The 25,534-nt window shown below is 47.8% G+C and carries 15 protein-coding genes and 1 pseudogene; 10 read left to right on the top strand and 6 right to left on the bottom strand.

Going from position 1 to position 25,534, the window contains the following annotated elements:
• Window positions 1-47: 47 nt before the first annotated feature.
• The 6 genes and pseudogenes from M2134_RS06235 to M2134_RS06210 all read right to left on the bottom strand — a co-directional run bounded on the left by M2134_RS06235 (window position 48) and on the right by M2134_RS06210 (window position 10,118).
• Complete coding sequence (locus tag M2134_RS06235) at window positions 48-4,310, bottom strand: hybrid sensor histidine kinase/response regulator transcription factor (protein WP_280750428.1); 4,263 nt, start codon at window positions 4,308-4,310, stop codon at window positions 48-50.
• Window positions 4,311-4,640: 330 nt separating this feature from the next.
• Entirely contained in the window at window positions 4,641-4,955 is a 315-nt protein-coding gene (rhaM, locus tag M2134_RS06230) for an L-rhamnose mutarotase (RefSeq protein WP_280750427.1), read from the bottom strand.
• Window positions 4,956-4,963: 8 nt separating this feature from the next.
• Entirely contained in the window at window positions 4,964-5,692 is a 729-nt protein-coding gene (locus tag M2134_RS06225; RefSeq protein ID WP_280750601.1) for a rhamnogalacturonan acetylesterase, read from the bottom strand.
• 69 nt (window positions 5,693-5,761) lie between these two features.
• Window positions 5,762-7,141, bottom strand: a pseudogene (locus M2134_RS06220) (glycoside hydrolase family 88 protein); the annotation flags it as partial.
• Window positions 7,142-7,154: 13 nt separating this feature from the next.
• A complete protein-coding gene (locus M2134_RS06215; RefSeq protein WP_280750426.1) occupies window positions 7,155-9,023 on the bottom strand; it encodes a rhamnogalacturonan lyase in 1,869 nt (622 codons plus the stop codon).
• Between the two features lie 15 nt (window positions 9,024-9,038).
• Entirely contained in the window at window positions 9,039-10,118 is a 1,080-nt protein-coding gene (locus M2134_RS06210; protein ID WP_280750600.1) for a glycoside hydrolase family 88 protein, read from the bottom strand.
• Between the two features lie 515 nt (window positions 10,119-10,633).
• Between M2134_RS06210 and M2134_RS06205 the strand changes: the two genes are divergently transcribed.
• The 10 genes from M2134_RS06205 (at window position 10,634) to M2134_RS06160 (ending at window position 25,521) form a co-directional block, all read left to right on the top strand.
• Window positions 10,634-13,714 carry a TonB-dependent receptor gene (locus M2134_RS06205; RefSeq protein ID WP_280750425.1) on the top strand — a complete coding sequence of 1,027 codons (3,081 nt, stop codon included), beginning with the start codon at window positions 10,634-10,636 and terminating at the stop codon, window positions 13,712-13,714.
• Between the two features lie 30 nt (window positions 13,715-13,744).
• Window positions 13,745-15,880, top strand: a complete 2,136-nt coding sequence (locus tag M2134_RS06200; protein WP_280750424.1) for a RagB/SusD family nutrient uptake outer membrane protein — start codon at window positions 13,745-13,747, stop codon at window positions 15,878-15,880.
• A 164-nt stretch (window positions 15,881-16,044) separates the two neighbouring features.
• Window positions 16,045-16,407 (top strand): hypothetical protein, encoded by a 363-nt coding sequence (locus M2134_RS06195; RefSeq protein WP_280750423.1) that lies wholly within the window; start codon window positions 16,045-16,047, stop codon window positions 16,405-16,407.
• Window positions 16,408-16,663: 256 nt separating this feature from the next.
• Window positions 16,664-17,140, top strand: a complete 477-nt coding sequence (locus M2134_RS06190) for a hypothetical protein (protein ID WP_280750422.1) — start codon at window positions 16,664-16,666, stop codon at window positions 17,138-17,140.
• Between the two features lie 6 nt (window positions 17,141-17,146).
• Entirely contained in the window at window positions 17,147-17,926 is a 780-nt protein-coding gene (locus tag M2134_RS06185; RefSeq protein WP_280750421.1) for a DUF4384 domain-containing protein, read from the top strand.
• Window position 17,927: 1 nt separating this feature from the next.
• The gene (locus M2134_RS06180) at window positions 17,928-19,301 is read left to right on the top strand and encodes a hypothetical protein (RefSeq protein WP_280750419.1); all 1,374 of its coding nucleotides are present in this window, start codon (window positions 17,928-17,930) and stop codon (window positions 19,299-19,301) included.
• Between the two features lies 1 nt (window position 19,302).
• Entirely contained in the window at window positions 19,303-20,298 is a 996-nt protein-coding gene (locus M2134_RS06175) for a caspase family protein (protein ID WP_280750418.1), read from the top strand.
• An 88-nt stretch (window positions 20,299-20,386) separates the two neighbouring features.
• Complete coding sequence (locus M2134_RS06170; protein WP_280750417.1) at window positions 20,387-21,010, top strand: Crp/Fnr family transcriptional regulator; 624 nt, start codon at window positions 20,387-20,389, stop codon at window positions 21,008-21,010.
• A gap of 274 nt (window positions 21,011-21,284) precedes the next feature.
• The gene (locus M2134_RS06165; RefSeq protein ID WP_280750415.1) at window positions 21,285-22,682 is read left to right on the top strand and encodes a glycoside hydrolase family 28 protein; all 1,398 of its coding nucleotides are present in this window, start codon (window positions 21,285-21,287) and stop codon (window positions 22,680-22,682) included.
• 4 nt (window positions 22,683-22,686) lie between these two features.
• A complete protein-coding gene (locus M2134_RS06160) occupies window positions 22,687-25,521 on the top strand; it encodes a glycoside hydrolase family 2 TIM barrel-domain containing protein (RefSeq protein WP_280750414.1) in 2,835 nt (944 codons plus the stop codon).
• The last annotated feature ends 13 nt before the right edge of the window (window positions 25,522-25,534 follow it).

Genomic DNA, 25,534 nt, shown 5'->3' with positions numbered 1-25,534 from the left:
CGATTCTGCCCCTGGAAGCAGGGGCAGAGAGCAGGAGAGAGGGGGAATTAATGGGTATCCTTATTTTTCAGATAAACGGAGGGAGCTACCCCAAACTGGGCTTTGAAACACTTGCTGAAATAGAATGGATCTTCAATGCCCACCATATAGGAAACCTCCGATACGGTCAATTTGCCGGAGGCCAATAGCTCCGCCGCTTTCTTCATGCGCATCACCCGCAGGTATTCATTGGGCGAATAGCCGGTCAACCCTTTTACCTTCTTATAGAAGATGGTGCGTCCGACATTCATCCGCGACGCGAATTCATCTACCGAAAAACGAGAGTTGCTCAGGTTCTCAAGCAATATTTTCTGCAGATTGTCAACGAACTCCTTGTCTCTGACAGAGGCATACACGGCGGAGCGGACAATGCCCGGCTCTTCCGAGAATTTCTCTTTCAATTTCTCGCGTTGTTCCATCAATTTCACGATACGCGTCAATAACAGGCGAATGCTGAAAGGCTTTGATATATAGGCGTCGGCTCCGCTTTCGATCCCTTCCAGGTGGTTCTCGGGCATGCTGAGTGCGGTCAATAGGATCACCGGAATATGGCTGGTATTGAAGTCGCTCTTTAGCTTGCGGGTGACCTCGTATCCGTTCATCTCCGGCATCAACACATCGCAGACAACCAGCGATGGGTCGCATTCCTGTGCCTTTTGAAAACCGGTAGCACCATTGTCGGCCACCTCGATATGGAAGTAGGGGCTGAGCTCTTCTTGCAGGTACTTGCGCACATCCGTGTCGTCTTCAATGATCAGGATCTTTTGCTTGTTGAGCGGATTGGGCTTTATTGGTGGTTCTGCGGAATCTGATTGAGAAAGGCTGTCAGACACAAACGACTCTTTTCCGCGTGGTTGTGCCAATGCGTTGTCGGTGTTCAGGAAGTCTTTTACTTCGTAGACCTGCGGTTCCAGCGGTAGCTTTACCGTGAACACCGAGCCGCCACCTTCGTTCTCATCGTAGGTGATCTCCCCTTTGTGTACCTGCACCAGTTCCAGGGTGAGATGTAGTCCCACACCGACACTGTCTGCCGAGAAGTTGCTCTGCATAAACCGCTTAAACAGCTCGTCTCGTTTCTCTTTCGGGATACCCACACCGGTGTCGGTCACCTGAAGCTCGAGCCAATTGTTTTTTACATCTTCGTTGATGAGCAAGCAGATCTTTCCGCCCGGAGGTGTATATTTGAAGGCATTGGAAAGCAGGTTGTAGGCTATCTTATCCAGCTTCCCTTTGTCGACAAACATCTGCAGGGAGGTGGAGGAGGGCAGGAACTGGAAATCCATATTTTTCGACTCGGCCATATCACCAAAGCTGAGGAATATCTCATACAGAAGGGCAATGACATCGGTCTTCTCGAGCGATAAGGCCAGTTTGTTGTTTTGCATTTTGCGGAATTCGAGCAACTGGTCGATCAACCGGATCATTCTGCGTGTGCTTTTCTCCATGATCTGCAACGGATAAGAGATCTCTTTCAGGGAAACCGCGGATCGGTTGATACGATCGAGTGCCCCCTGTATCAGGGTCAGTGGTGTGCGGAATTCATGTGAGATGTTTGTGAAGAACACCAGTTTGTATTCTGTCAGTTGCTTTTCAATCTCTATTTTATTGTTCAACCGGTTGAAATTACGGCTGATCCTGAAGGCGAAGAACAAGGCCAGGCCGGCTGCCAATGCATAGAGAATAAAGGCCCAAACCGACAGATAGATAGGCGGGGTGATGATGATCTGCAGGCGTGAAACGGTCTCGTTCCATATACCCAGGCTATTCCCCGATTTCACCAATAATTCATATTTGCCCGGTGGCAACATCTTATAGGCGGCAAAACTCAATGACGAAGGGGTGCTCCAATCTTTATCGTAATTAAGCAGTTTGTAGGAGTATTTCGTCATCTTGTCGTCGACATAATTGAACGAGGAGAAGTCAACCTGGATCGAGTTCTGATTATGCTTCAATTTGATCGCGTCGGTATACGCCATGGATCCGGTGAGCGGAGAGTCTTTGTCGCCGGGCAGCATATTCATCCCGTTGATGTTGAGGTTGGTGAAAACCACCGGAGAAGAAAAGGCCTGTTTCTTTATGTCACCCGGGTTGAACGAGATAAATCCATGGCTTGTGCCGAAAAGGATATTCCCGTTTTTCCCGCGGTAAACGGCGCTTTCCGTGTAGACATTGCCCTGCAAATAGGCAGAGAAATAGTAGTTCTCGAAGATCTTATCGGGAAGAATCAGTTTGGAAAGCCCATACTCCGTTGCCAGCCACATATTGCCCCGGCCATCCTCAATCATGGAGTGCACCACGTCGTTGCACAGACCGTCGTCGGTGCCAAATCGTTCGAAGGTCAGGGCGTTGTAGTCGGTCAGGTCCTTACATACGCTGACACCGGCTCCAGCCTCCGATATCCATACGTTTCCACGGCTGTCTGAAAAGAGGTATTTAATCTCGTCGCTGTTTAGCTCTCCTCCGGCATAGCTGTAGTGGTAATATTGTTCGGGATCGCGAATCAGTGTTTCCGGATGGAAGATATAGACCCCTTCGCTGGTGCCGACCCATATCATGCCGTTTTTGTCTTCACAAATGGCTCGTATCAGGCGTTGTCCGTAGGTGCGGTTCAGGAACTGATGGAAGATATATTTCCCCTCTTTTTCGACCGCCAGCGACAAGCCGCCGCCAAACGTGCCGATCCACATACGACCTTTGCTGTCTTTGAACATGCAGAAGACATTGTTATTGCTGATCGATTCGGGGTCATCAGAGCGGTGTCTGTACCATACCCCATCGATGGAAAGCCCGTCGCCGCGGCTACCCAGCCAGATCTTGCCTTCACTGTCTTTCTCTACCGCGTAGATATTGGCTTGCATATCTTTTCTGGAAACAAGCTGTAGCTGCGCGTCATAGATATAGAGACCGCCTTTACGCGTGCCGATCCATATTTCATTCTCATTGATCTCGGAGATCATCCGGATGGTGTTCGAACGATCCAACAGTAAGGGGTCTTCCGGGAAGTGACGGTAAGAACCTTCATTGATCACGCTGATATGCGAAACACCCGAATACTCCGCGCTCACCCATATCTCGCCGGAGCGATCTTCCATCACCCCCAACAGATAGTCGGAGTTTATATGGCTCAATCCGTCCATGCCTGCCTTGAAATGGCTTAGTTCGTCTTTCTCGATGTCGTAGGCGTAGAGGCCATTGCCATAGGTGGATATCCAGATGATGTTGCGGGAGTCGTGCACTACCTGATAACGCTCAAAATCGATATACCCCATCTTCTCCTCCGGGATCAGTGTGAATTTCTTCTTTTCACCTGTGTGGATATTGATATACCATATTTTCCCGGTGTGGTTGTAGACCCAATAATTCCCTTTGTTGTCCTTTAGTACGCTGCCCGAACGTATGTTTTCGCCCCAGAAATCGGAAGCGCGGTTTATCTTTCGGGTGGTGAAATCGTAGTTGTATACCCCGTTGGAGGTGTAGATCAACCAGGCATTCTTGTAGGGGAAATAGCCGGTGATATTTCCTTCCAACGGAAGCTGTACCATGCGCACCAGGCGGGAGGAAGAGGCATCGTATTGAAAGATAGTGCCGTCGTTGGAACAAAAATAGGTGTCGTTATTATAGAGCATCATATGATGGAAGCTGCGTTCGCTGTCTACCATCAGCTCTTCTTGGTCGGTGATTCTCAATAGTCCTTTGGCTGTTCCGATCCAAATGGAGGCGGTCAGCGTGTCTTCCGAGATGAAATTAACCTTGTCGTCCGGGAGGTTGTTAAGTCCTTTTTTGTAGGTGACAGATCGGAATTCTCCTCCCGAATAAATAACCCGTCTGGCACCGTTCTCATCGTGCCATAGCCACACATTACCGTTGGATGCCAATAGGTGTTTATTATATCGTTGCTCGGTCTCCCCACATCCTGTGAAATCGACAAAGGCGGCTCGCTTCAGGTCGAAGCAGTTGTATTGCGTCGAGGAGAAGCAGATCCAGAGAAATCCGTTTTGGTCTTCCTGCAGGCTGTATATTTTCCTGTCGGCCAATGAAAGTGTCTGGTCGTGTGAGGGGTAATAGGACAGGAAGGTGTTTCCGTCATAGCGGTTCAGCCCGTTCAGCGTTCCCATCCAGATAAACCCTTTATTATCCTGTATGAAATGGCGTACGGTATTGTTGGCAAGTCCGTCCGCTATGGTGATATGTCTCGATCGAATCTCAATAGAGGCGGAGAGGGGGCGGAGAAACAACAGTAGGATAAAACAGATAATCGCAGGTCTATTCATGTGTTATATAAGCTTTAACGCATTATACAAAGGTATTGAAACTTTTGGAATGACATCAAATAGGAAGGGAGAAAAACAACGAAAAGCCCGGCTGGGTGGCTTGGTGGATTTTGACATTTTGTCAAAATCGCGGGAGTATTTTTCCGAAAACGTAGGGGTTTTTAAAATTAGTCCCGCGAGTAACACTTTTTAACGTATCGTTTTGTAAAGCGAAATGGCGTTTTTGCTTACACTTTGCATTTTTGAAAATACAAAAAAACATCGCAGACGCTGCCGTTAAAAGGGCAATCGCTGCGATGTTTGAATCAGCTATAAAGGCCTGTTGGGATCTTATTCCATCCGGAACACCTCTTGCAGAGGAATAGAAACCGGTGAGTTATCGGGGTTCGTATCCATGATATCCGCCATATAGTCCCACCATTTTTGCACGATGGGGTTGGTTCCCATATCCTGCGAGCCGGCTTCTCCTCTTACCTTCTGGCAGGCGAAAAGCAGGTTGGTCTCTTTGTCCCAGAAAATAGAATAGTCGTATACGCCGTTGTCAGATAATAATTTCTGCAGTTCAGGCCATATTTCCGCATGTCTTTTTTCATACTCTGCTTCACAGCCCGGTTTCAAATACATTTTGAAAGCTTCTCTTCTCATGATTGTTGTTATTTAAGGTGAATATCTGCTTCGGTAAAGGTGCGATTGAACGATGCCTGTTGGATATAGGCTTTCAGGTCGCAACCCTCGAGCTGCATGATGCCTTCAGCCGCTGCTTTGGCATTTAATAAGGCACCATCAAAGGTGGTATGCACACGATCCTTGAAGTAACCGGCTGCCGCCTCTTTGCCGATCGCCTCGAATTTGCGGGCCACCAGGTCGTTCATATCCATGAAAGCGACACCCTCCTGCTCGGCTACTTCGCGCGACCATTTCGTGTAGGTCTCGCTACTGCGTATCATTTTGTCCTCATTCCAGCTATTGCCCGGCGTAAGCGAGAGCACGATCACCTTGGCTCCGCGCGCTTTGGCCTGGCGAATGTATATGCGCAGGTAATGGCCAAAGGTAAACACTTCTTCCGGTCCGCCATGGCGCTCCATAATGAATGTCTCCGACTCTTCGCCGATTCCTTTCAGCGAGGCGCGGGCGCGTCCGGTATTGAAAGGCCCACCGTCGTTATGTCCGAACTGGATCAATAGGTAGTCGCCCGGACGAATGCCACTGAGCACCTTGTTCCAAAGGCCTTCGGTGTAGAAAGTACGGCTGCTGCGTCCTCCCAGGGCGAAGTTTTCCACCGTGATGCGGTTGGTGTCGAAGAACCACTCGAAGAAATTGCCCCATCCCCATTGTCCGCCGTCGCCTTTGCCGCTGCCGTTTTTCATGGTGGAATCACCAATGGTGAAAACAATAGGGGCGTTTTTGTCGATCCGGCTGTTGCCGGCAGGCTGCTCATTGCGTCCGACGCTGAAGATCGGCGATGTAGTGGTCTGTTCGGTGGTGTAGTATTGAACGGCGCTGTCGTTCATCTTGGGGTGCTGCTTCTTCAAGAGATTGATCATTTCAGCACCCGCCCAGAGCACCGGCCCGTAGCCGTGAGCGGCATATACATTGACCGGACGGTAGTAATAGAACGCCGGATCGAATCCCATGCCTGTGCCGACACAAGTGCCTTCCACTTCGCCCTTGGGGTTGATCTTGGTCGATACCGCGTGCCATCCCAATTGAGCCACCGGGCCATAGGCGATCGGGTCGATCCATCCGTTGTTGATCCCGCGGGCAATACAATAGACAAAGATAGCGGTGGCCGAGGTCTCCAGGTAGGAATCGTTGCGATCCATCAACTGGTGCCAGAAGCCTTCACCACTCTGCGTGGCAGCGATGCCCCGGATATGTGCCCGGTATTGTTCCAGAACAGCCTGGTAGTCGGGATGGCTCTTGGGAAGCACGTCTAATACCTCCGTCAGGGTCAGGATCGCCCAGCCATTGGCACGCCCCCAGTGGAAGGCGGGATGGTCGGTCGACGACTCCACCCAACCGTGGCGATAGAGTCCCTTTTCGGCAACAAACATACGCTGGGAGAATTGTTTGATCTGCCGTACGGCTTCGTTGAAGTATTTCATCTCCCCGGTCAGTTTGCCCATTTGCGCGATGGCGGGCACCGACATAAACATATCATCCAGCCAGAGCGTGTTCTTCTGCGGGCGGTTGCGCGCAAAGGTGCCGTCGCTCAGGCGGTACTCATGGTACATGATGTAATTGATGTAGTTATTGATCACCGGGCGAAGATCCTGGGTGTTGCCTGCCTGCTGCGCCTTGATCATAGCGGCACACATGGCACCCGCGTCGTCGAGGGCGTGCGGCGTAAGCAATGCGCGCATTTGTCCGTCGATCACCCCATAGTCATTCATCACCCGCCGGAAATGAGGGGCTGTTTCGGCCAGGAGCGAAAAGCGCTTGTCGACATATGCCTGGTATGCCTTGTTGCCGGTCGCTTCGGCGGCGGCCAGCATGGCGGCGTAGGTGACGCCCCACTCGTAACTGGTCAGGCGGTAAAGCCCGCGTTCCAGGGTCGCGTTGGCGTCCATCGAGGCATAGTCGGTGATCTCTTTTCCCGTCTCTTTATGGATCACCCGGGGAGGGGTGGCGGCGTCTAAGTAATTCAATACACGTTCCATATCGGTCTCTATCTCCGAGACAGAGAGCATGCCGTAGGGGTTCTGATAGGCGGGTTGCAACAGATGCAACGGGGTGTTCATATCGTTCACCGCCGCCTCTTTCTTCTTTTGTGCCCCGGCAGGCATAAAGAGTGTCAATAATAATAGGGTGGATAAAAGTCTTGTAAACATATTGTTTGTTTAATTATTTAATAGATTTCTTTTGTATGATCATGCCTCGGAACAAACCCTCCAGATCGCTTCCGAAGTAGAATCCGGGCTGCGTAGGCTGGTTGTAGGCTACGTTTTGGGTCGCGATGCTGATGCGATATACCGGATCTTCCAGGAAGGTATGGAAGCGGTATTCGGTCGGAATGGTCGACATATACAGGCGAAGTGCCGAGTTGTCTTCCGTGCGGAGTAATACCTCTTCGCGCCAGTCGCCCACCAGGTCGCCTTGCAGGCAGGGATTCGCTTTGGTGCCGTTGTTAGAGATCGCGCCTTCAAACACGGCGATAGGTTCGCAGATGCCTTTCTCCCAGTTGTATTTGCTGACGTTGTTCTTGTCTAATAGTTCGCGTGAGAGGTCGCCATCCCACCAAACAGCCATATTCACCGAGAGGGTGCTGATGTCGGCCGTGATGACCTCCCCTTTGATATTGCGCAGACCGCCCGATTCCCACGACCACATCTCCAGCCCTTTGTGGGTCGGGTCGATATCGGCAGCGAGGGCGCGCCCTACGTCGGTATTACTCTTCACCTGCCATAATACTTCGCCTGTAGCGGCATCGCGGAAGGAGGAACCGTCGCGTTTGTTTTCGTGGCAGTCCCATACCTGCAAGCGAGGATTGGAGGGATCGAACTGGGTCAGATGCATGGCGTCGCCATGTCCCATCCGGGTGTTATAGAGCCCGGTGCCGTCGTGGTCGATCGCACAGGAGCCATAGATGATCTCATCGCATCCGTCGCCATCCACATCGCCTACCCGAAGGTTATGATTGCCTTGTCCGGCATAGCTGTTCCAGCGTGGATCGTTGCTGTCGAACACCCAGCGCTGCTTTAGTTCGCGGCCATCCCAGTCGAATGCTGCCAATACGCTGCGGGTATAATAGCCGCGACACATCACGACACTCGGGCGTTTGCCGTCCAGGTAAGCCACGCAAGCCAGGTAGCGGTCGCTTCGGTTCGCCCGTTCGTCGCCCCAGTCTATCAGGTTGCCGCGTTCGGGCACGTAGTCGATCGTCGCAAGCGCTTCGCCGGTTTCGCCGCTGAACAATGTCAGGTATTCTGCGCCGGTGAGGATACGTCCGTTCGCTGCGCGGTAGTCGGCTTCTGCGTTCCCGATCATTTTGCCTTTGCCATCGATGGTGCCGTCCGAGGTTTTCATCACCACTTCGGCTTTGTTGTCACCATCGAGGTCGAACACCATAAACTGGGTGTAATGCGCTCCGGCGCGGATGTTTTTCCCCAGATCGATGCGCCACAGGCGGGTACCGTCGAGGCGGTAGCAATCGAAGAGTACGGGGCCGGTGTAGCCGTCGTGCGCGTTATCGTGGGCATTGGAAGGATCCCATTTGAGGATGATCTCGTATTCGCCATCACCATCCACATCGCCTATGCTGGCGTCGTTGGGGGCGTAGCTGTATCTCTGACCACTCGGTGTCGTGCCGTCAGCCGGTTTGTCGAGTGGAATATTCAGGTAGCCGATAGGGGCATTAGCCGGAAGTGTGTAGCTGCCTGATGGAGAGAGCACGTTTCCCTGCGAGGAGACTGGCTCTACCCGGTACGCCGCCGATCTGTCGGACGCATAGTTGTCGTAGTAACAGGTGGAGATGGTCACCGGCTTGTCGGTCAGGCGCTTGCCATCGCGGTAGACATGGAAACCCACATCCATCGGGTCGGAAGAGAGATAGCGCCAGGAGATGCAAACCTGTTCGGACGATTGGCGCATAGCAACTACGCCACGCCCCAATTTCTCCCGTTGCATCTCATTCAGGTTGTAAGCTGTCTGTGCCGATAGACCGGATGTAGCCGTGATAAAAAGGAAAAAGAAAAAAAATAGTGTGTGTTTCATGGTAAGAAAAATGCTTTATGGTAATTTGTACATTTCTGATGCGGCAAGCAAGAAGCATCCTACACCGTAGTCTTCGAAGTCAGGTCGGCTGGTGTGCGTAACCGGTTGCCCGTCTTTCGGCTCTTTCCCTGTTCCCTGCACATAACCCAGGAATCCATTGGGGTGAACTGCATCGGCAGCCATGGCGTTCCATGCTTTTATCACAACAGGAAGATATTCTTTTTTGTCAAGCAATCCCTGACGGATACCCCACGCCATACCATACACGAAAAGCGAGGTGCCCGAGGTCTCTTTGCCACCAAAATTGCTCGGATCGTGCAGACTGGCATCCCAGAATCCGTCTTTCCGCTGACATTTCTTCAAGGCTTTGCTCATGGCAAGGAAGTCGTTGATATAGTCGTTGCGGTGTTTCTCATCCGCGGGGATCTCATCCAGGACACGTACCAGGGCTGCATATACCCAACCGTTACCTCTCGACCAGTAGCAGTCTTCTCCATTCGGCTCTTTGTAGGGAGGACAGAAGTCGGCATCTCGCCACCACAGGCCGTCTTTGGGGTTGTATAAACCGTTTCCACCATGTGTATTGCGTGAATAGGCATACATATCCCACATCTTATCGAAATATTTCTGTTCGCCGGTGTCATGGCCTAATTTTGCCAGGATCGGCATGGCCATCTGGATAGCATCGATCCATGTCCAATCGTTCACCTGTGGCGTGTTGACCAACATATCCATCGATGCTTTTATCTTACGCAGCATTTGCGGTGATTCGGGGCAGATGCGGTAGAGGTCGATATAGGTTTGTCCGCAACAATGGTCGTCGGCGTTGCGTGTTGTGGTGCCGTTGCGCATGCCCCATTTGTGGAACGTGGCCCATTCGTAGGCGTATTGATAATATTCTTCCTGCGGATAAATAGCGTATAAAGCCATTAACCCCTCGTAATAGACCCCTCTGGTCCATATATTGCTGGGACGGAATATGTTGACATAGGAAGGCTGGGTGTAATCGGCATACTTTTTCATAAAGTAGCCATTGACCGATTGAGCGGTTTTTAGAATTTCTCTTCTGGCAGGCAGCTCCTGAGCCCGCGTCATGCTACAAGGTAAAATTACTGTGCATAATAAAATGAACGTGATGATTTTTTTCATGAGGCGATATTTGTTTGTATGATTTTTATCAAAGGCAAAGAAAACGTGCAAAAGGCACTTATAAAATGGAATATTATACAAAAAGATTCATTTCTATGCATCTTCCAGGCTTGCTCTACCTGAAAATTGTTCACAAAAGTCGGGAAATCCCTCCGGAAGGCTCTTGGCATATTGGTTGGGGCTGACGATTCGACAATCGTACACGCCTGTAAAATTGTTCATTTTGCCACATTGCTATAAAAGTACAGGTGTTTGTACGATCAGCCATTTCTTGAATTTACATTTCTATGCAACTTTGCAACATATTTTTAGAAATATCGCAAAAACACAACGAAATCATAATTCTTAGAGAGAAATAGAAGTATTTTTTATTTATTAAACTAATATTTTTTATGGAAAGCAGTCAAAAAAAATGGAGGCATTCTTGCCTTACGGACATGTTCCCAAAAATTTTTATTGTTATGTTGTTCCTTGCATCGGCCACATTTGCCTTTGCACAGGGAAGGTCTATTACCGGGGTCGTTCTTGACGATCTAAGTGAGCCTGTTATCGGGGCCAACGTTTCTGTACAGGGTACCACCAACGGTACGATTACAGATATGGATGGAAAGTTTACGCTTTCTGGCGTGGCTGATAACGCGCTGTTGAATATCTCGTACATTGGGTATATCACCCAAACTATCCCTGTAGCAGGAAAAAGCAACTTCAACATTACGTTGAAAGAGGATCTGTTGACATTGGATGAAGTGGTGGTAGTAGGTTATGGTGTGCAGCGTAAGAGTGACGTGACCGGAGCATTGGTACGCGTTGATTCCGAAGCGTTAAACGTAAAACCTGTTTCCAATGCTTTTGAAGCGTTGCAGGGTAAAGCAGCCGGTGTGGATATCACCTCCAGCGAGCGTCCGGGTACACTGGGTAGCGTGCGTATTCGTGGTAACCGTTCACTGACAGCGACCAACAGTCCGTTGTACGTAGTAGACGGTGTTCCTTTGAACTCGGGTGGTATCGAAACCATCAACCCGCGTGACATCGAATCCATCGACATCCTGAAAGATGCCTCTTCAACGGCTATCTACGGTTCTCGTGGTGCGAACGGGGTTATTCTGGTAACGACAAGACGTGGTAAATCAGGTTCTTTGCAGCTGAACTATTCCGGATCAATGACTTTTGAAAAATTGATCGATAACTCGCCCGCTATGAGCGCAAGCGATTATATCACCTGGCGTCGTTGGGCATACCACAACACGGATCCCGTTGGTAACCCACGTGGTGATCAGCCAAACTACGAAAAAGACCAGGCTTATTTCTCCGGAGACCCTTATGCCTTAGCAAATGTAAATAAAGGTTGGAGCGGAAACTCTTGGGACGGTTCTAAAGTCTCTGATACTGACTGGGCAGGCTTTGTAACCCAAACAGGTCTTACTCACGAACACACCTTGAGTGCAAGCGGAGGTACAGAAAACATGCAAGCCTTCTTCTCTTTCGGTTACCTCAATAACGAAGGAACACAGAAAGGACAGGAGTATGAGCGTTACAATGCGGCTATGTCGGTTGATATCCAGGCAAAACCCTGGTTCAAAGCGGGTGGTTCGTTGAATGCTTCCTGGAGTGTACAGGATTATGGATTTTCACGTACCGGACAGAGCTCAAACTCAGGTCCTGTGGATATCTACAACGCCGCCAAAGCGATTCCTCGTTATGCTGTTCCTTACGATGATAATGGTGATATCGTTATGACCCCGGCGGGTTCGGCAACTAATGTATATACCGTGATTGACGAATGGAATAAATCAACCGACAACCGTCAGACATTCCGCGCGTTGGGTAGCTTCTATGGATTGGTTGACTTTGGAAAGATCTGGGAACCATTAGCCGGTCTTAGCTATAAGATTGCTTTCGGACCTGACTTCCGCCATTACCGTCAGGGTAACTTCATCAGCTCGCAATCGGCAGCTAAGATGGGTGGAAAGAACTACGCGCGTCAACTGACTGAACGCCATTTCTCCTGGACATTGGATAATATGATTATGTATAGCAATACATTTAATCAGCATCATATTGATGTCACCTTGTTGCAGAGTGCGTCGAAATACAACCGTGAAAACGGAAGCATGAGTGCGAATATGATTCCGAATGAAAACTTCTTGTGGTACAATATGGGATCGGTAGACATCACGGACGCGGCTACTTATGGCGCGGGCATGAGCACCGGTTTGTCTGAAAATCAATTGGCCTCTTATATGGCACGTGTGAACTACTCGTTGATGGATCGTTATCTGTTGACCGTATCCGGTCGTTATGATGGTTCTTCCGTATTGGCGAAAGGCAATAAATGGAGCTTCTTCCCTTCTGCCGCTTTAGGTTGGCGTATCGACCAGGAAGAATTCTTAAATCCTATTGAGTGGCTTGATCAATTGAAAGTGCGCGTGGGTGTTGGGGTTACCGGTAACTCTGCCGTTGGAGCCTACTCTACCTTAGGAAATATTCAGTCTTTCTTTGTGCCTTTTGGTTCGACATTAACTCAGGCCTATGCCACCAATGAACCCTATTATACCTCCAGCTCTGTTTCGTTGGCAAACAAAGACCTGGGTTGGGAAAAAACAACTCAGTATAACTATGGTATCGACTTTAGCTTCCTCAGAGGACGTGTAAACGGTACATTGGATATCTATCATTCAAACACCAACGACCTGTTGATGTCTATGGGTATTCCTACCCTGACTGGTTATCCCTCTACCTTAGCAAATGTTGGGAAGACAAAGAATCACGGGGTGGATATCACCTTGAACCTGGTTCCTGTACAGATCAAAGATTTTGAATGGGTTTCTTCTATCAATGCCGCTTACCAGAAAGATGAAATCGTGGAATTATCTAATGGTAAAGAAGATGATATCTCGAACAGCTGGTTTATTGGTCAGTCTATCGGTGTACATTATGGTTATGACTCGGATGGCTTGTGGCAGGAATCGGATGCCGCGGAAATGGCAAAATTCAATGAAAACGGTCATAAATTCTCGGCGGGTTCAGTTAAACCGGTAGATCAGGATAAGAATTATAAGATCGATGAAGACGACCGTGTGATCTTAGGTAACAAAAACCCGAACTGGACGTTAGGATGGATGAATACATTCAGCTATAAAGGATTCGACCTCTCCGTTGAATTATACGGACGTTTTGGTTATATGATCAGCACCGGTGGGGAAGGACAGTTTGGTATGTACAACCAGCGTGAAATCGATTACTGGACACCGAACAATACCGACGCGGACTGGCAGAAACCGGTGTATAGCACAGCGGGTGGTGACTCTTATTCCAGCTTGTTAGGTTTCAAAGATGCCTCGTTTATCAAACTGCGTAATATATCTTTGGGCTATAACCTGTCACCGAAAACATGCCGTTCTATCGGCTTCCAATCCCTGAAGATCTATGCGCAAGCAAAGAATCTTGGTAATCTTTATTCATCGGTTGATTTTATCGACTTAGACCTTGGAACAACTTTCTACAACCGTGGTTTCACCTTAGGTATTCAGGTTGGATTCTAATAGATTCAGTAATTTAATAGTAAAATGTATATGAAAAATATAAATAGAAAATTATTCACAGCAGTCGTTGCTTTAGCTGCGATAGGCGGCTTCTCTTCCTGTAGCGAAAGCTTTCTGGATGAAGACTGCAAAACGTCTTATACGACTCAATATTTTGAAACGGAACAAGGACTTCAGGACCTAGCTACCGCGCTTTACGGAAATATACGTTGGCACTTTGGTTACGAATGGGCCTATGGTATCACTTTGTATGGTACAGATGAATTCACAAGTGCAGCCGACTTGACAGCTGAACCCTGGAATTCTTATGATAACCGTTTGCAACCGCTGGATTGTACCAAAGCTTTGGGTGCGGCAAACAATAACTGTCCTCCTGTTTCCGCTTTGTGGAACCAGATGTACTACGGTATCTCAACGGCCAATACGATTATTGGTTCAGCCGACAAGGTGACCAATGAAGACATTCGTAACAAATGTTTGGGTGAAGCTTACTTCCTGCGTGCTTACAACTACTATCGTTTGTTTACTCAGTATGGAGGAGTCGTTCTTCAGACATCTGTGGTGCAAGGTGTGGTAAGAACATTTGAACGCGCTTCGGAAGATGAGACGCTGGCGTTGATTATCTCTGACCTGGAACAGGCTTATAATTTATTGCCTACGAACAAATGGCGTGGAACCGGTACGTGGACCAAATACACCGCGGCACACTTCCTGGCAAAAGCGCTGTTGTATCGTCAATCAGAACGTTGCGAAAGCTGGAATAGCAAATACGACGCTTCTACCGACCTGAACAAAGCGATTTCGCTGGCCGACGAAGTAATCTCAGCTTGTCCGCTCGCGGGTGACTACATTAAGTTGTATGCGGAATGGACCGGTACGGACTGTGCGAACGAAAGCCTGGATGAAATCCTGATGTCTTGTCAGCACACCTCTTCAGCAACCGGACGTTATGGTAACCGTACCTATAACTATTTCAACCCGCAGTTCTCTAACTTCTCCGGAGGTTGGGTACAACGTGGTCAATACATCGGTGGTATGGACTTCCAACGTTGTCGTCCGACAGAATATGCCTATTCAATTTTTGATAATGTGAACGACTCTCGTATGTGGAAGACGTTCAAAACGGTTTATGGGTTGAATCATATTGCTAAAAAAGCGGATGATGTGATCAGTACTGTTGGTATATCTGCGGATCAGGTTCCGACTCTTGGCGATCAGGGTATTGTCTTTATCCTAAACAAGAAGGATGATAAGCGCTTCGATAATAAAGCGTATGGTACATTTGGTAATGCAGCCAAGAATACCTCTACATTCGTTAATCCGGAAACAAACAAGTGGGTTCCTAACGCCGCTCCCCTCTATCTGGAAGGTAAATATGCCATGGATAAGTACGGTGTAAGCGGTAACGCCTCTCAACCCAATATGTTCTGCGGTATCAATAAGACCGATGACGGTTCACGTACCGGTGAAAAGGGTGACGCGCATCGTGACGTTACCATGGCACGTACCGGAGAAACCTACCTGATTAAAGCGGAAGCACAAGTGCGTCTGGGTAAATATTCGGATGCGATTGCTACGGTAAACGCTTTGCGTGCCCGTGCGGAATGGAAAGCAGGCGAAGACCGTGAATTCTATACCGATGGCTCTATGGCTTTTGCGAAATCGGCCGGTGGTGATGCGGATAACTCAACAGCTAGCGCGACAACTCCTAAAAAGAATAAAGACGAGTCAGGAAAGATCCTGAACAATATGGAAGCCTTTAATGCTTCATTCATTCAGAAGAGTACCTATTATCTGTCAACTGGTATCGAGCGCACAACAGCTCCTTCCAGCCTGCAGATCGCAAGCCATACACAATTGCCGGCAGAAGACGAAGCGGTGTTGGCTGCTATGGGTGTAAGCGGTGATAAAGAACGTATGATTAACTTCCTCCTGAACGAGCGTACCCGCGAATGTTTGGGCGAATGGAATCGTTGGGAAGATTTGAGCCGTACGAAAACATTGGTGAAACGTGCTAAACTGTACAACCCGGAAGCATCTAAGAATGTGGCTGACAAGCACAATCTGCGTCCGATTCCTCAGGCATTCCTCGACCAGTTGCAAAACGAAGACGGAACCAACCTGACTGACGAACAGAAAGCCGCATGGCAAAACCCAGGATATTAATTAATAGATATCCATATCCATATCATACAAAAAGGCGCCCCGCAAAGGGCGCTTTTTTTGTATTTATTCATTTACTCCTGTTCTTTCCGTTTTTTTTAAATTAAAATATGTAGTGAAAATATCGTAAAATATATTTATTTTGCGGTGTGTTAAAAAGGGGGAAAATGAAAGTTTTAGAAAAATTTTTATTTGTCTTTTTATGGGCTGTATATACATCGTGCGCAAATTATGATCCGGAACCACCTGAAAAGGGATCGTTTGGTGATGATGAGATCCGTTTTATTGAAATAGAATCGGTTGATGCAGTCTATTCAAGGCAAGCCACATGTCATATAAAAACTAAAAATGAGGTGCATCTGAATAAGCTTCTTCTTTGTTATAATAAGGAGAAGGAGCTGCCGGAAAAAACAGATGCCGTCAAAGATTTATTGCCGGAATATAAATCGGGATCGTTTGCCTCTCTTCTCACAGCCTTGGAACCGGCTACGAACTATTATTGCCGGTTGTATGTGGGCTATTCTTGTTAGCATCGGGTAGCTATTATTTCTTCTACCCAAGAGAATCTGCCGACTTTCCGTTCGAAACAGAGCAGCCTCCCGTGTATCATACCGGTGATACCTTGAAAATAGAGACTGATAGCTTAAAGACCGATTCTGTAACCTTATTACCCCTTGAGAAATATGAAACAGATAAATAGCCTATTCGTCCTGGCGTTATGCGCTCTCTTTCTCTTTAGCTGCAAAAGCCAGGATGTGAAAAACAGGGGAGGCAGATCCGGTTTCTTTGTTGCATTCTACAGCGGAAGAGGCGGCCGATGCCCTGTTGACAGAGGGGTATAAAACGTTGGCCGGGCGTCTTCCTCTCCAGGAACAGATTCATGAAGCCTGGGGATATCAGCGTATGAAAGATGAAGGTGGAGCGTTACTCTATTTTGTCGCCTCTTCCCGCTCTAAAGCAAAAGACTACAATATAGCCCGGCTTCAGGCAGAGACGTTGGCGAAGGTGCAGTTGGCAGGTCATGTAGAAACCAGGATAGGGCAATTGGTGGAGAACAAGATGGCGAGTCGCCATCTTATGGGCGGTGAAGAGCATGTGAAAGAAATACTCGATCAAAGCAAAAGCCTTGTTAAGACAAGCCTGTCTCAGTTGATACCTTTGTTGGAGGTATTCAAGGAGTATCCCGATGGGGAGGTGGAGGTGATGTTGATGATTGCCTGCCGACGCGACCAGGCGGATCGTATTATGAACGAAATAGATTGATGAGTTATGCGGAAAGTCTGGATATATATACTCTGTTTCTCTGTCTCTCTCTATGCCTCTTCCCAGATAAGGGTGGATGAGGCCATCGGGGTATGGGAAGTGAGCAAGGATATTACACCGGCAGAAGCCGCGCAAAAAGCGCTTCTGGAGGCGAAGAAGGAGGCGATACGACTAGCCGGTATTCCGGAGGTGGTCAATAGTGTGTCGTTTATGGTTCAAATGGTTGATAGTATTTACCTGGATCACTTCCAGACGGGGATCAGCCTGTTGCATATACATAGCCAGGTGAAAGTTCTCTCTCAGGAGATCAAAGATGAATATGACGCGAAGCATCAACGCCTCTTTAAGCGAGCGATTATTTCAGCGGAGGTCTATGAGGGCATACCTGTCGATAAACCCACGTTGTTTCGTTTGGAAGGCTTGAAAAATAGCTATAGAACCGGGGAGCATCTTCGTTTTTCCTGCTTGAGCAACGACTCATGTTATTTTCACCTCTTCCTTTTTACTCCTCAGGAGACGCTTCTTCTCTTTCCGAATCAGTATGAAAGAGAGAATTATTTCTCTTCGGGGATGAGATATGATTTCCCCTTGAATAAAATGATCGTGTATGAGGTGAATAAGAAAGAGGATAAGGCGAAGTTTGAACAGAACATACTATTGGCAGTTGCGACGAAGAAAAATATCGCGTTCAATGAGTTACCGAGCATATCCCATGTGTTTGAATGGCTGTATGCTATTCCGAGTGAAGAAAGAAGCGAAGTGTTTTATTCTTTTTTATGTGAATGAAATGGTAAAAAGAGCTCGTCTGTTATCTCTATTGTTGTTTTTGGCTGTCGGAGGATTCTTCCCTACGGCGGCAGGGGCACAAGGCATGCAGCAGGTGTTCGACCAGTTTATGCAGGAGATCGATGAGGTTTTTTATTCTTACCTGGATAGTTTGGATTTGGTCTTTGCGGACTATCTCGAACAAGAGTGGGAGGAGTTTGAAGTGCAAGAGGCAGTCTATCCCGTTTCTTATGCGACGGGATATGTTAAAGCCCAAACCGAGGTGCCCTATTGTCAGTCCTATGCGGATCCCTCCTCTACCTTATTCTATGGGCATAGGGTAGAGGTGCCCTTGGTGACGTTGCCCCATACCCGCCCGTTGAAAACAACGGAAAAAGAGATAGCCTCTTTCTGGAGAGCTTTGTATACGACTGATTTTACACCCTTTTATGCCGGTTGTATGCGGCAAGTAAAAGAGATGCAATTAAATGATTGGGGAGAATTTCTCTTATTACATCATCTGGTTTCTCTTTATGAGGTGAAAATGCTGCCGGATGAACGCACGCTATTTACCTTCTATCTGCTCACCCATGCCGGCATTAAAGCGAAAGTATGTATGACATCCGACAAGAAAATGCTTTTGCTTGTCTCCTTTGCTGAAAATATCTATGGCTATCCGTTCATACAGATAGAAGATGAAAAGTATTATGTATGGACACCTGCCCCGACATCGGTTAAGAAGGTTTTCTCTTTTACTGAAAACTATCCGGGCATTATCCGCCCGCTCTCTTTACTTTTTACGCAACCATTACGTTTTGCCGTTACGCCTGTTCAACCGCATATAGAAGATACTCGTTCGTTGTTGGCTACCATACCGATCAATAAGAACTTATTGGATTTCTATCAAACAATGCCTCTTTGTGATTTGCAGGTGTATCATCACTTAACCCCTTCGTTGGCTTTCCAGGAGGAAATGAATAAGAGGCTGTTGCCTCTTTTGAAAAACAAATCGCCCTATGAACGGATAGAATTATTGTTAGAACTCACGCAGCAAACGACAAGACATAAAAAAGATGAGGAGGTGCATGGGAGAGAGGTCTATTATTCTCCGGAAGAATTTGTGTTTTATCCCTATGCGGATTGTGAGGATTTTTGTCTATTTTTATATTGGCTCATAAAGAACTACACACGCGCTGATGTGCTGTTCCTTTATTATCCGCAACATATCGCTTTGGCGGTAGAAAAGATGGAGGGGTATAAGGGGGCGACTTTTCAATATGAAGATAAAGCGTATTTTATCTGTGATCCGTCGTATATAGGAAGCAAACCGGGAACTGTTGTGCCGGCATACAAATTGATCGATCCCATTGTGCAAGCTCCAGTTAAAAAGAGATAATATGAAAAGGTGTTTTTTGAAAATAGTTTTATGCCTGTCATGCCTGTTGTTGGTCTTGAGTGTTTCGGCTCAAAAGAAGATCTCCGGTAGGTCTAATCCGATACATTTCTCTTTTGGCTCGGCCAAGGAGACAACGGCTGATTCGCCGCAATCGGTGCAAAATCATTATTTCTCCGGCAGAGACTTTGTCGCTATCGACTCGTTGCCGGAGGCGGTTCCTGTTACGCCCTATTCTGTGGCTGTCGTGATTGGGGTGGAGCAGTATGACTATATCCCGACTGCCCCTTATGCATCACGGGATGCGCAACTGATGGCACGTTATTTTAAAACGTTGTTCGGGGTGGAAAAGGTATTGATCTATACCCATGCGGAGGCGACGGGGTTTTTCTTTGATAATCTGTTGGATAGCGAAGCCGGTGACCTCGCTCGTTTGATCACCAAGGGGAAAACAGATTTGTATGTGTATTACTCCGGCCATGGCGTTCCCTCTTCTGGTGGAGATGAGTTGTATTTATTGCCATCGGATGTTAAACATCGTTTAATAGAAAAGCAGGGGTATAGCCTGAATGAATTGTTTGTGCAACTCTCTAAGTATGAAACACGCAGCACCACGCTCTTTATTGATGCCTGTTTTAGTGGCTTAGGGAAATTCTCCTATAAAGAAAATCCGGTGAATCTTATCCGTACAAAAGGGATAGATATCAAGCCTATTATGAATCAGCCCTGGGTGGATAATCCCTCTTTTCAGGTGTTTATGTCCTCTTCTTATAATCAGGCCTCGCTGGTATTGGATGAGGTGAAAGCGGGTTTGTTTACCTATTTCCTGGCTGCCGGTTTACAAGGAGAGGCCGACCTAAACCAGGATGGAAATATTACCGCTTCTGAAATGGACCATTATCTGCAAATGCAGGTTACGGATTGGTCAAAAAGAATATATGAAGTACAAACCCCTTGCTTCTTCGGCAATCCGAACCGTGTCTTGTTGAAAACAAAATAAATAGGAATCACTCCTTTTCCTGTCACAAACAGACCTTTTATGTCAATTCCTTGTAAAGGAATCAAAATGCATAAAATGTAAGGTTGTTATGGGAAAAGAAGGGCTGTCGCCATCGGCATTTGCTTATGAAAAAATGTATCACGCGCTTTCTCAGCATGGTGATATTACTCCGACTATGTGGGATAGTATATGCGCTATAAGCTCTTTTCGGCGTTTTCCGAAAGGAGAATTATTGCAAGAAGAGGGGAGAGGCTGTCGGCATATCTATTTTATCGTGAAAGGGATTTGTTCCTGTTTTCTTCAACAAGAGGACAGAGAATCTGTATTGGCCTTTGCGAAGGAGGGTGAGTTCTGCACCTCCTGTCATAGCCTGTTTAGCAAAAACAGCTCCTTTTTGAATATCAAAACCCTTGAACCCACCGAGGTGATTTGCATCCCTGCGACAGGTCACGAAACTCTTTGTCGGGAATATCCTGAGATTGCCTGCCTTTTTTATAAGCTGTTGGAATTACATGTTTGCAAATTGGAGGAAATGATCTGTAGGATGCGATGTTTTGATGCGATGGAGAGGGTTACGCATTTTATGCAAACAGATAATCAAAAAGAGTTGATAAAACGAATCCCTCAGTATTACATCGCATCCTATCTGAATATGGCTCCGGAGACATTCTCAAAGATCCTGAAATCCTTCCTGTCGATGCGCTCCGAGTAGTAGCTAACGTGTTTAACATACGATTCGTTTTTATGATTAATACTGATGATTTACGCTCTTTTTATTAGATTGACGCATGCTTTCGGATTGTGACAAAAATGGGGCAACTATTTTTTATAAATCTTTCCGTTTGCACCATTTTACAGGTTATTGTACGTATTTACGTGTCAGTATATAGGGGTTTACACTACTTTTGTCCTTAGTGAAAAGTGGCCTGGAATCTGATTTTAATAACCAAATTATAGATAGAGTTAACATGCATTTTTTGAAAAACATGAGTTGGCTGTGCCTGGGATTATTCCTCCTTTCTTGCACAGCTCCTGCCCCTCGGTATGAAACGATTGAAGTGGAAGCTCCCTTTCCGATGGAGCCCATCCAAGTGTTTATTTATCCGCAGAAGGATTTTAATATAGTCGATTATGGTGCTGTGGAAGGTGGCGAGGTGATCAACACCGAAGCCATTGCCAAAGCCATCGATGCCTGTCACAGAAAAGGGGGCGGCCGCGTGGTGGTTCCTGCCGGTGATTGGCTTACCGGTCCGATTCATTTCAAGAGTCATGTAAATCTGTATCTTTCTGAGGGTGCCGTATTGCACTTCACCGACAATCCGGCCGATTACCTGCCGGCGGTGATGACCTCGTGGGAAGGCATGGAGTGTTATAATTATTCACCCCTGTTGTATGCTTTCGACTGCGAGAATGTGGCCATTACCGGTAGCGGTATGTTGAAGCCCCGTATGGACACCTGGAAGGGGTGGTTCGGACGCCCTAAACCACATATGGATGCATTGGCGCAACTCTATACCATGGCCTCTACCGATGTAGCGGTGGAAGAGCGTCAGATGGCAATGGGTGAAAACCACCTTCGTCCGCACTTGATCCATTTCAACCGTTGTAAGAATGTCTTATTCGATGGTTTCAAGATTCGTGAAAGTCCCTTTTGGACGGTTCATCTCTATATGTGCGAAGGGGGTGTGGTGCGCAACCTCGACGTGAAAGCGCATGGACACAATAACGACGGGATCGATATTGAAATGACTCGAAACTTTTTAGTCGAAGATTGCCTGTTTGATCAGGGCGATGATGCCGTAGTGATCAAGGCGGGACGCAATCGCGACGCATGGCGATTGAATACGCCAAGTGAAAATATCGTGGTGCGCAACTGTAAGATCCTGGCCGGACATACGTTGCTGGGCATTGGTAGCGAGATGTCGGGCGGGGTGCGTAATGTCTATATGCACGACTGTGACGCGCCCAATTCGGTACACCGCTTTTTCTTTGTGAAGACCAACTATCGCCGTGGAGGCTTTGTGGAGAATATCTATATGGATCGTGTGACGGCCGGCGAGACATTGCGGGTGTTCGAGATCGATACCGAGGTTCTCTACCAATGGCGCGACCTGGTGCCGACCTACGAGACCAGTATCACCCGTATCGCAGGCATCTATATGAATCATATCCAATGTGCCTCTGCCAAGATGATCTATGAGATCAAAGGCGACGAGCGTTTGCCGATCAAAGATATAGAGATTAAAAATGTACATGTGGGTGTGGTGACCGATGAGGTGGGACGTCTTGCACACACAGAGAATGTTGTTTTGGAGGCTATCACCTACGATGAGATAAATACGGAAGGCCCCTCAACATTGGATCGTTATCTAAACAATAAGTAAACATATGAAGAAGTTAATTTTACTCATGAGCGTTTTGCTCTCCCTCTCGGTGACAGCACAAAACACAGAAACGCTCTACCTCTCCGGAAAAGGATTAGGTGACACGAAGACTTGGCAGTTTTATTGCAGCGATGGCATGAACAGCAAGAAGTGGTCGAAGATTGAAGTACCCTCACAATGGGAACTGCAGGGATTCGGCGAATATAGTTATGGTCGCTGGTATGTTGATAAGAGTATTAAAAACCCGCCGATGGAGACGGGTATCTATCGCACCTCCTTCCGGATCCCTTCCGATTGGAAAGGAAAACAAATCACGATTGTATTCGAAGGCGTAATGACCGATACCGAGGTATTTGTCAATGGAAAGGTAGCGGGTGAGATTCATCAGGGTGGATTCAACCGTTTCTCCTATGATATTACCGACAAAATAAAAGTGGGCAAGAACGACCTGGAGGTAAAGGTCAGTAAAGAGTCTTCCGACCGCTTAGTGAACGCCGCTGAGCGCAAAGCCGACTGGTGGATCTTCGGCGGTATCTATCGTCCGGTCTATCTGGAAGCGAAACCGGCTGTTCATATCGAGCGGATCGCTGTGGATGCGAAGGCCGATGGATCTTTGTTTGCCGATGTGTTTACCGCGCCATTGGAAGAGGGCTATACGCTGACTGCCCATCTGACGCCGGTAAAGGCTAACGGCTCGAAAGCTACATCACAATCCTTGACGTTGAAGGCTGGAAATGCGCATGCCGTTCAATACAAATGGGACAATGTGGAAACATGGAATACAGAAACGCCTAATCTCTATTGGTTGGAGCTGGAACTAAAAGATAAAAACAAGAATACGTTGCATGTACATAAAGAACGTATCGGCTTCCGTACGGTAGAGTTCCGTGTGAAAGATGGTATTTATGTGAACGGCACGAAGGTGGTTCTGAAAGGTATCAACCGTCACTCTTTCCATCCTGATGGTGGACGCACCACCAACGAAGCGGTGAGCCTGATGGATGGAAAGCTGATCAAAGAGATGAACATCAATGCTGTGCGTTTCCATTACGCTCCCGACAAACACTTTATGAATGTCTGCGACTCGCTGGGTATCTTTGTGGTGTCTGAATTGGCCGGCTGGCAAAACGCTTACGGCACGGAGGTCGGCACCAAGCGGGTGAAGGAACTGGTGACCCGCGATGTGAATCATCCCTCTATCATCCTGTGGAGTAATGGTAACGAGGGTGGTTTCAATCACGATCTTGGTCCGGTCTATCGACAATATGACCCGCAGAAGCGTCATGTGATCCATGCCTGGGCTGACTTCGATAACCTGGATACCCACCATTATCCGACCTTCCTTACAGGGGTGGCTCGTTTTGTGAATGGCTATAAGGTGTTTATGCCGACCGAATTCCAACATGGTATGTACGACCAGGGGCATGGAGCCGGATTGGAAGACTTCTGGAATCAATACACGGCTCATCCGCTCTTTGCCGGAGGCTTTATGTGGGACTTCTCGGATAACGCAGTGGTGCGTAGCGATAAAGGCGGCATACTCGACTCGGATGGCTCGAATGGTACGGATGGGATTGTAGGTCCTTATCGTCAGAAAGAGGGTAGCTATTACACCGTGCGCGATGTGTGGGCACCGATTCAGTTTGAACAACTCTATATCACTCCGTCGTTTAACGGGGAGTTTATCGTGCGCAACGATTATCTGTTCTCCAATCTCAATAGCTGTAAAATGGAATACCGGGTGCTTACGGCTCCTTCCCCTCTACTTAAAGGGGCGAAGTCGGAAGCGATAGCCACCGGAGTAGTTAAACTCCCGGCCATTGATCCGCGGGAAGCGGGTAAGGCGCGTATGGAGCTGCCAGCCAACTTCTTCCAAGGGGATATCCTGGAGATAACTGCTTGGGACAGACATGGGGAAGAGATATGCACCTGGACATGGCCTATCCATTACGCCGGTGAATACACCTGTGGACAGTTGGCCAAGGTTGCTTCGACCGGAAAAGCTTCTGTTAGTCGTGAAAACGGACAGATTATTCTTTCCGGACAAGATGTGGTGGCTCGTTTCAATGAGGCGGACGGGCTGATCGCCGAGGTGAAGAATGCCAACGGTGTCGTTTCGTTCAATAACGGTCCGATCCCGGTCGGCATGAAGGCGCGCCTGAAAGAGGTGAAATATCGCCAGGAGGGCGATAATGCCGTGTTTACAGCCTACTATATGGGTGCGGTCGATTCGATCCGTTGGGAGATGAGCGCTGCCGGACTATTGCGTATGTATGCTGTTACCCTGAATAAATCGAATCCCGGCAAAGGCTTTGATGAGGCTGTGTTTGAAGATCATATCACCAATTTTGGGTTTACCTTCTCCTATCCGGAAGAAAAGGTGGAAGGCATGGAATGGTTTGGTCGTGGCCCGTACCGGGTGTGGAGAAACCGTATCCGCGGAGCCAACTATGGCGTGTGGGAAAAGGAATATAACAATACGATGACGGGTGCCGACTTTGCTAACCTGGTTTATCCGGAGTTCAAAGGCTATCATGGTAATATGTATTGGAGCACCCTGAATACAACCGAAACGCCTTTCACGGTCTATAGTGGCAGCGATGGCGTCTTTATGCGTGTGTTTACGCCCGAAGAACCGAAAGACAACAAAACAAATTGGTCGGCCAATCCTGAATTCCCGGAAGGAGACATCTCTTTCCTTTATGAAATACCGGGTATGCGTTGTTTCAAGCCAATCTCTCAACAGGGTCCCAAGAGCCAACCCTCTAATATCCGTATTAAGGTAGGCGACGAAGGGGTACATATGGATCTCTGGTTCGATTTTAGAAGTAATAAGTAAAATAACCTATAGA

Source organism: Parabacteroides sp. PM6-13, from assembly GCF_029892605.1.
Classification (GTDB): domain Bacteria; phylum Bacteroidota; class Bacteroidia; order Bacteroidales; family Tannerellaceae; genus QVMG01.
This window is presented reverse-complemented; position numbering and strand designations above follow the sequence as displayed.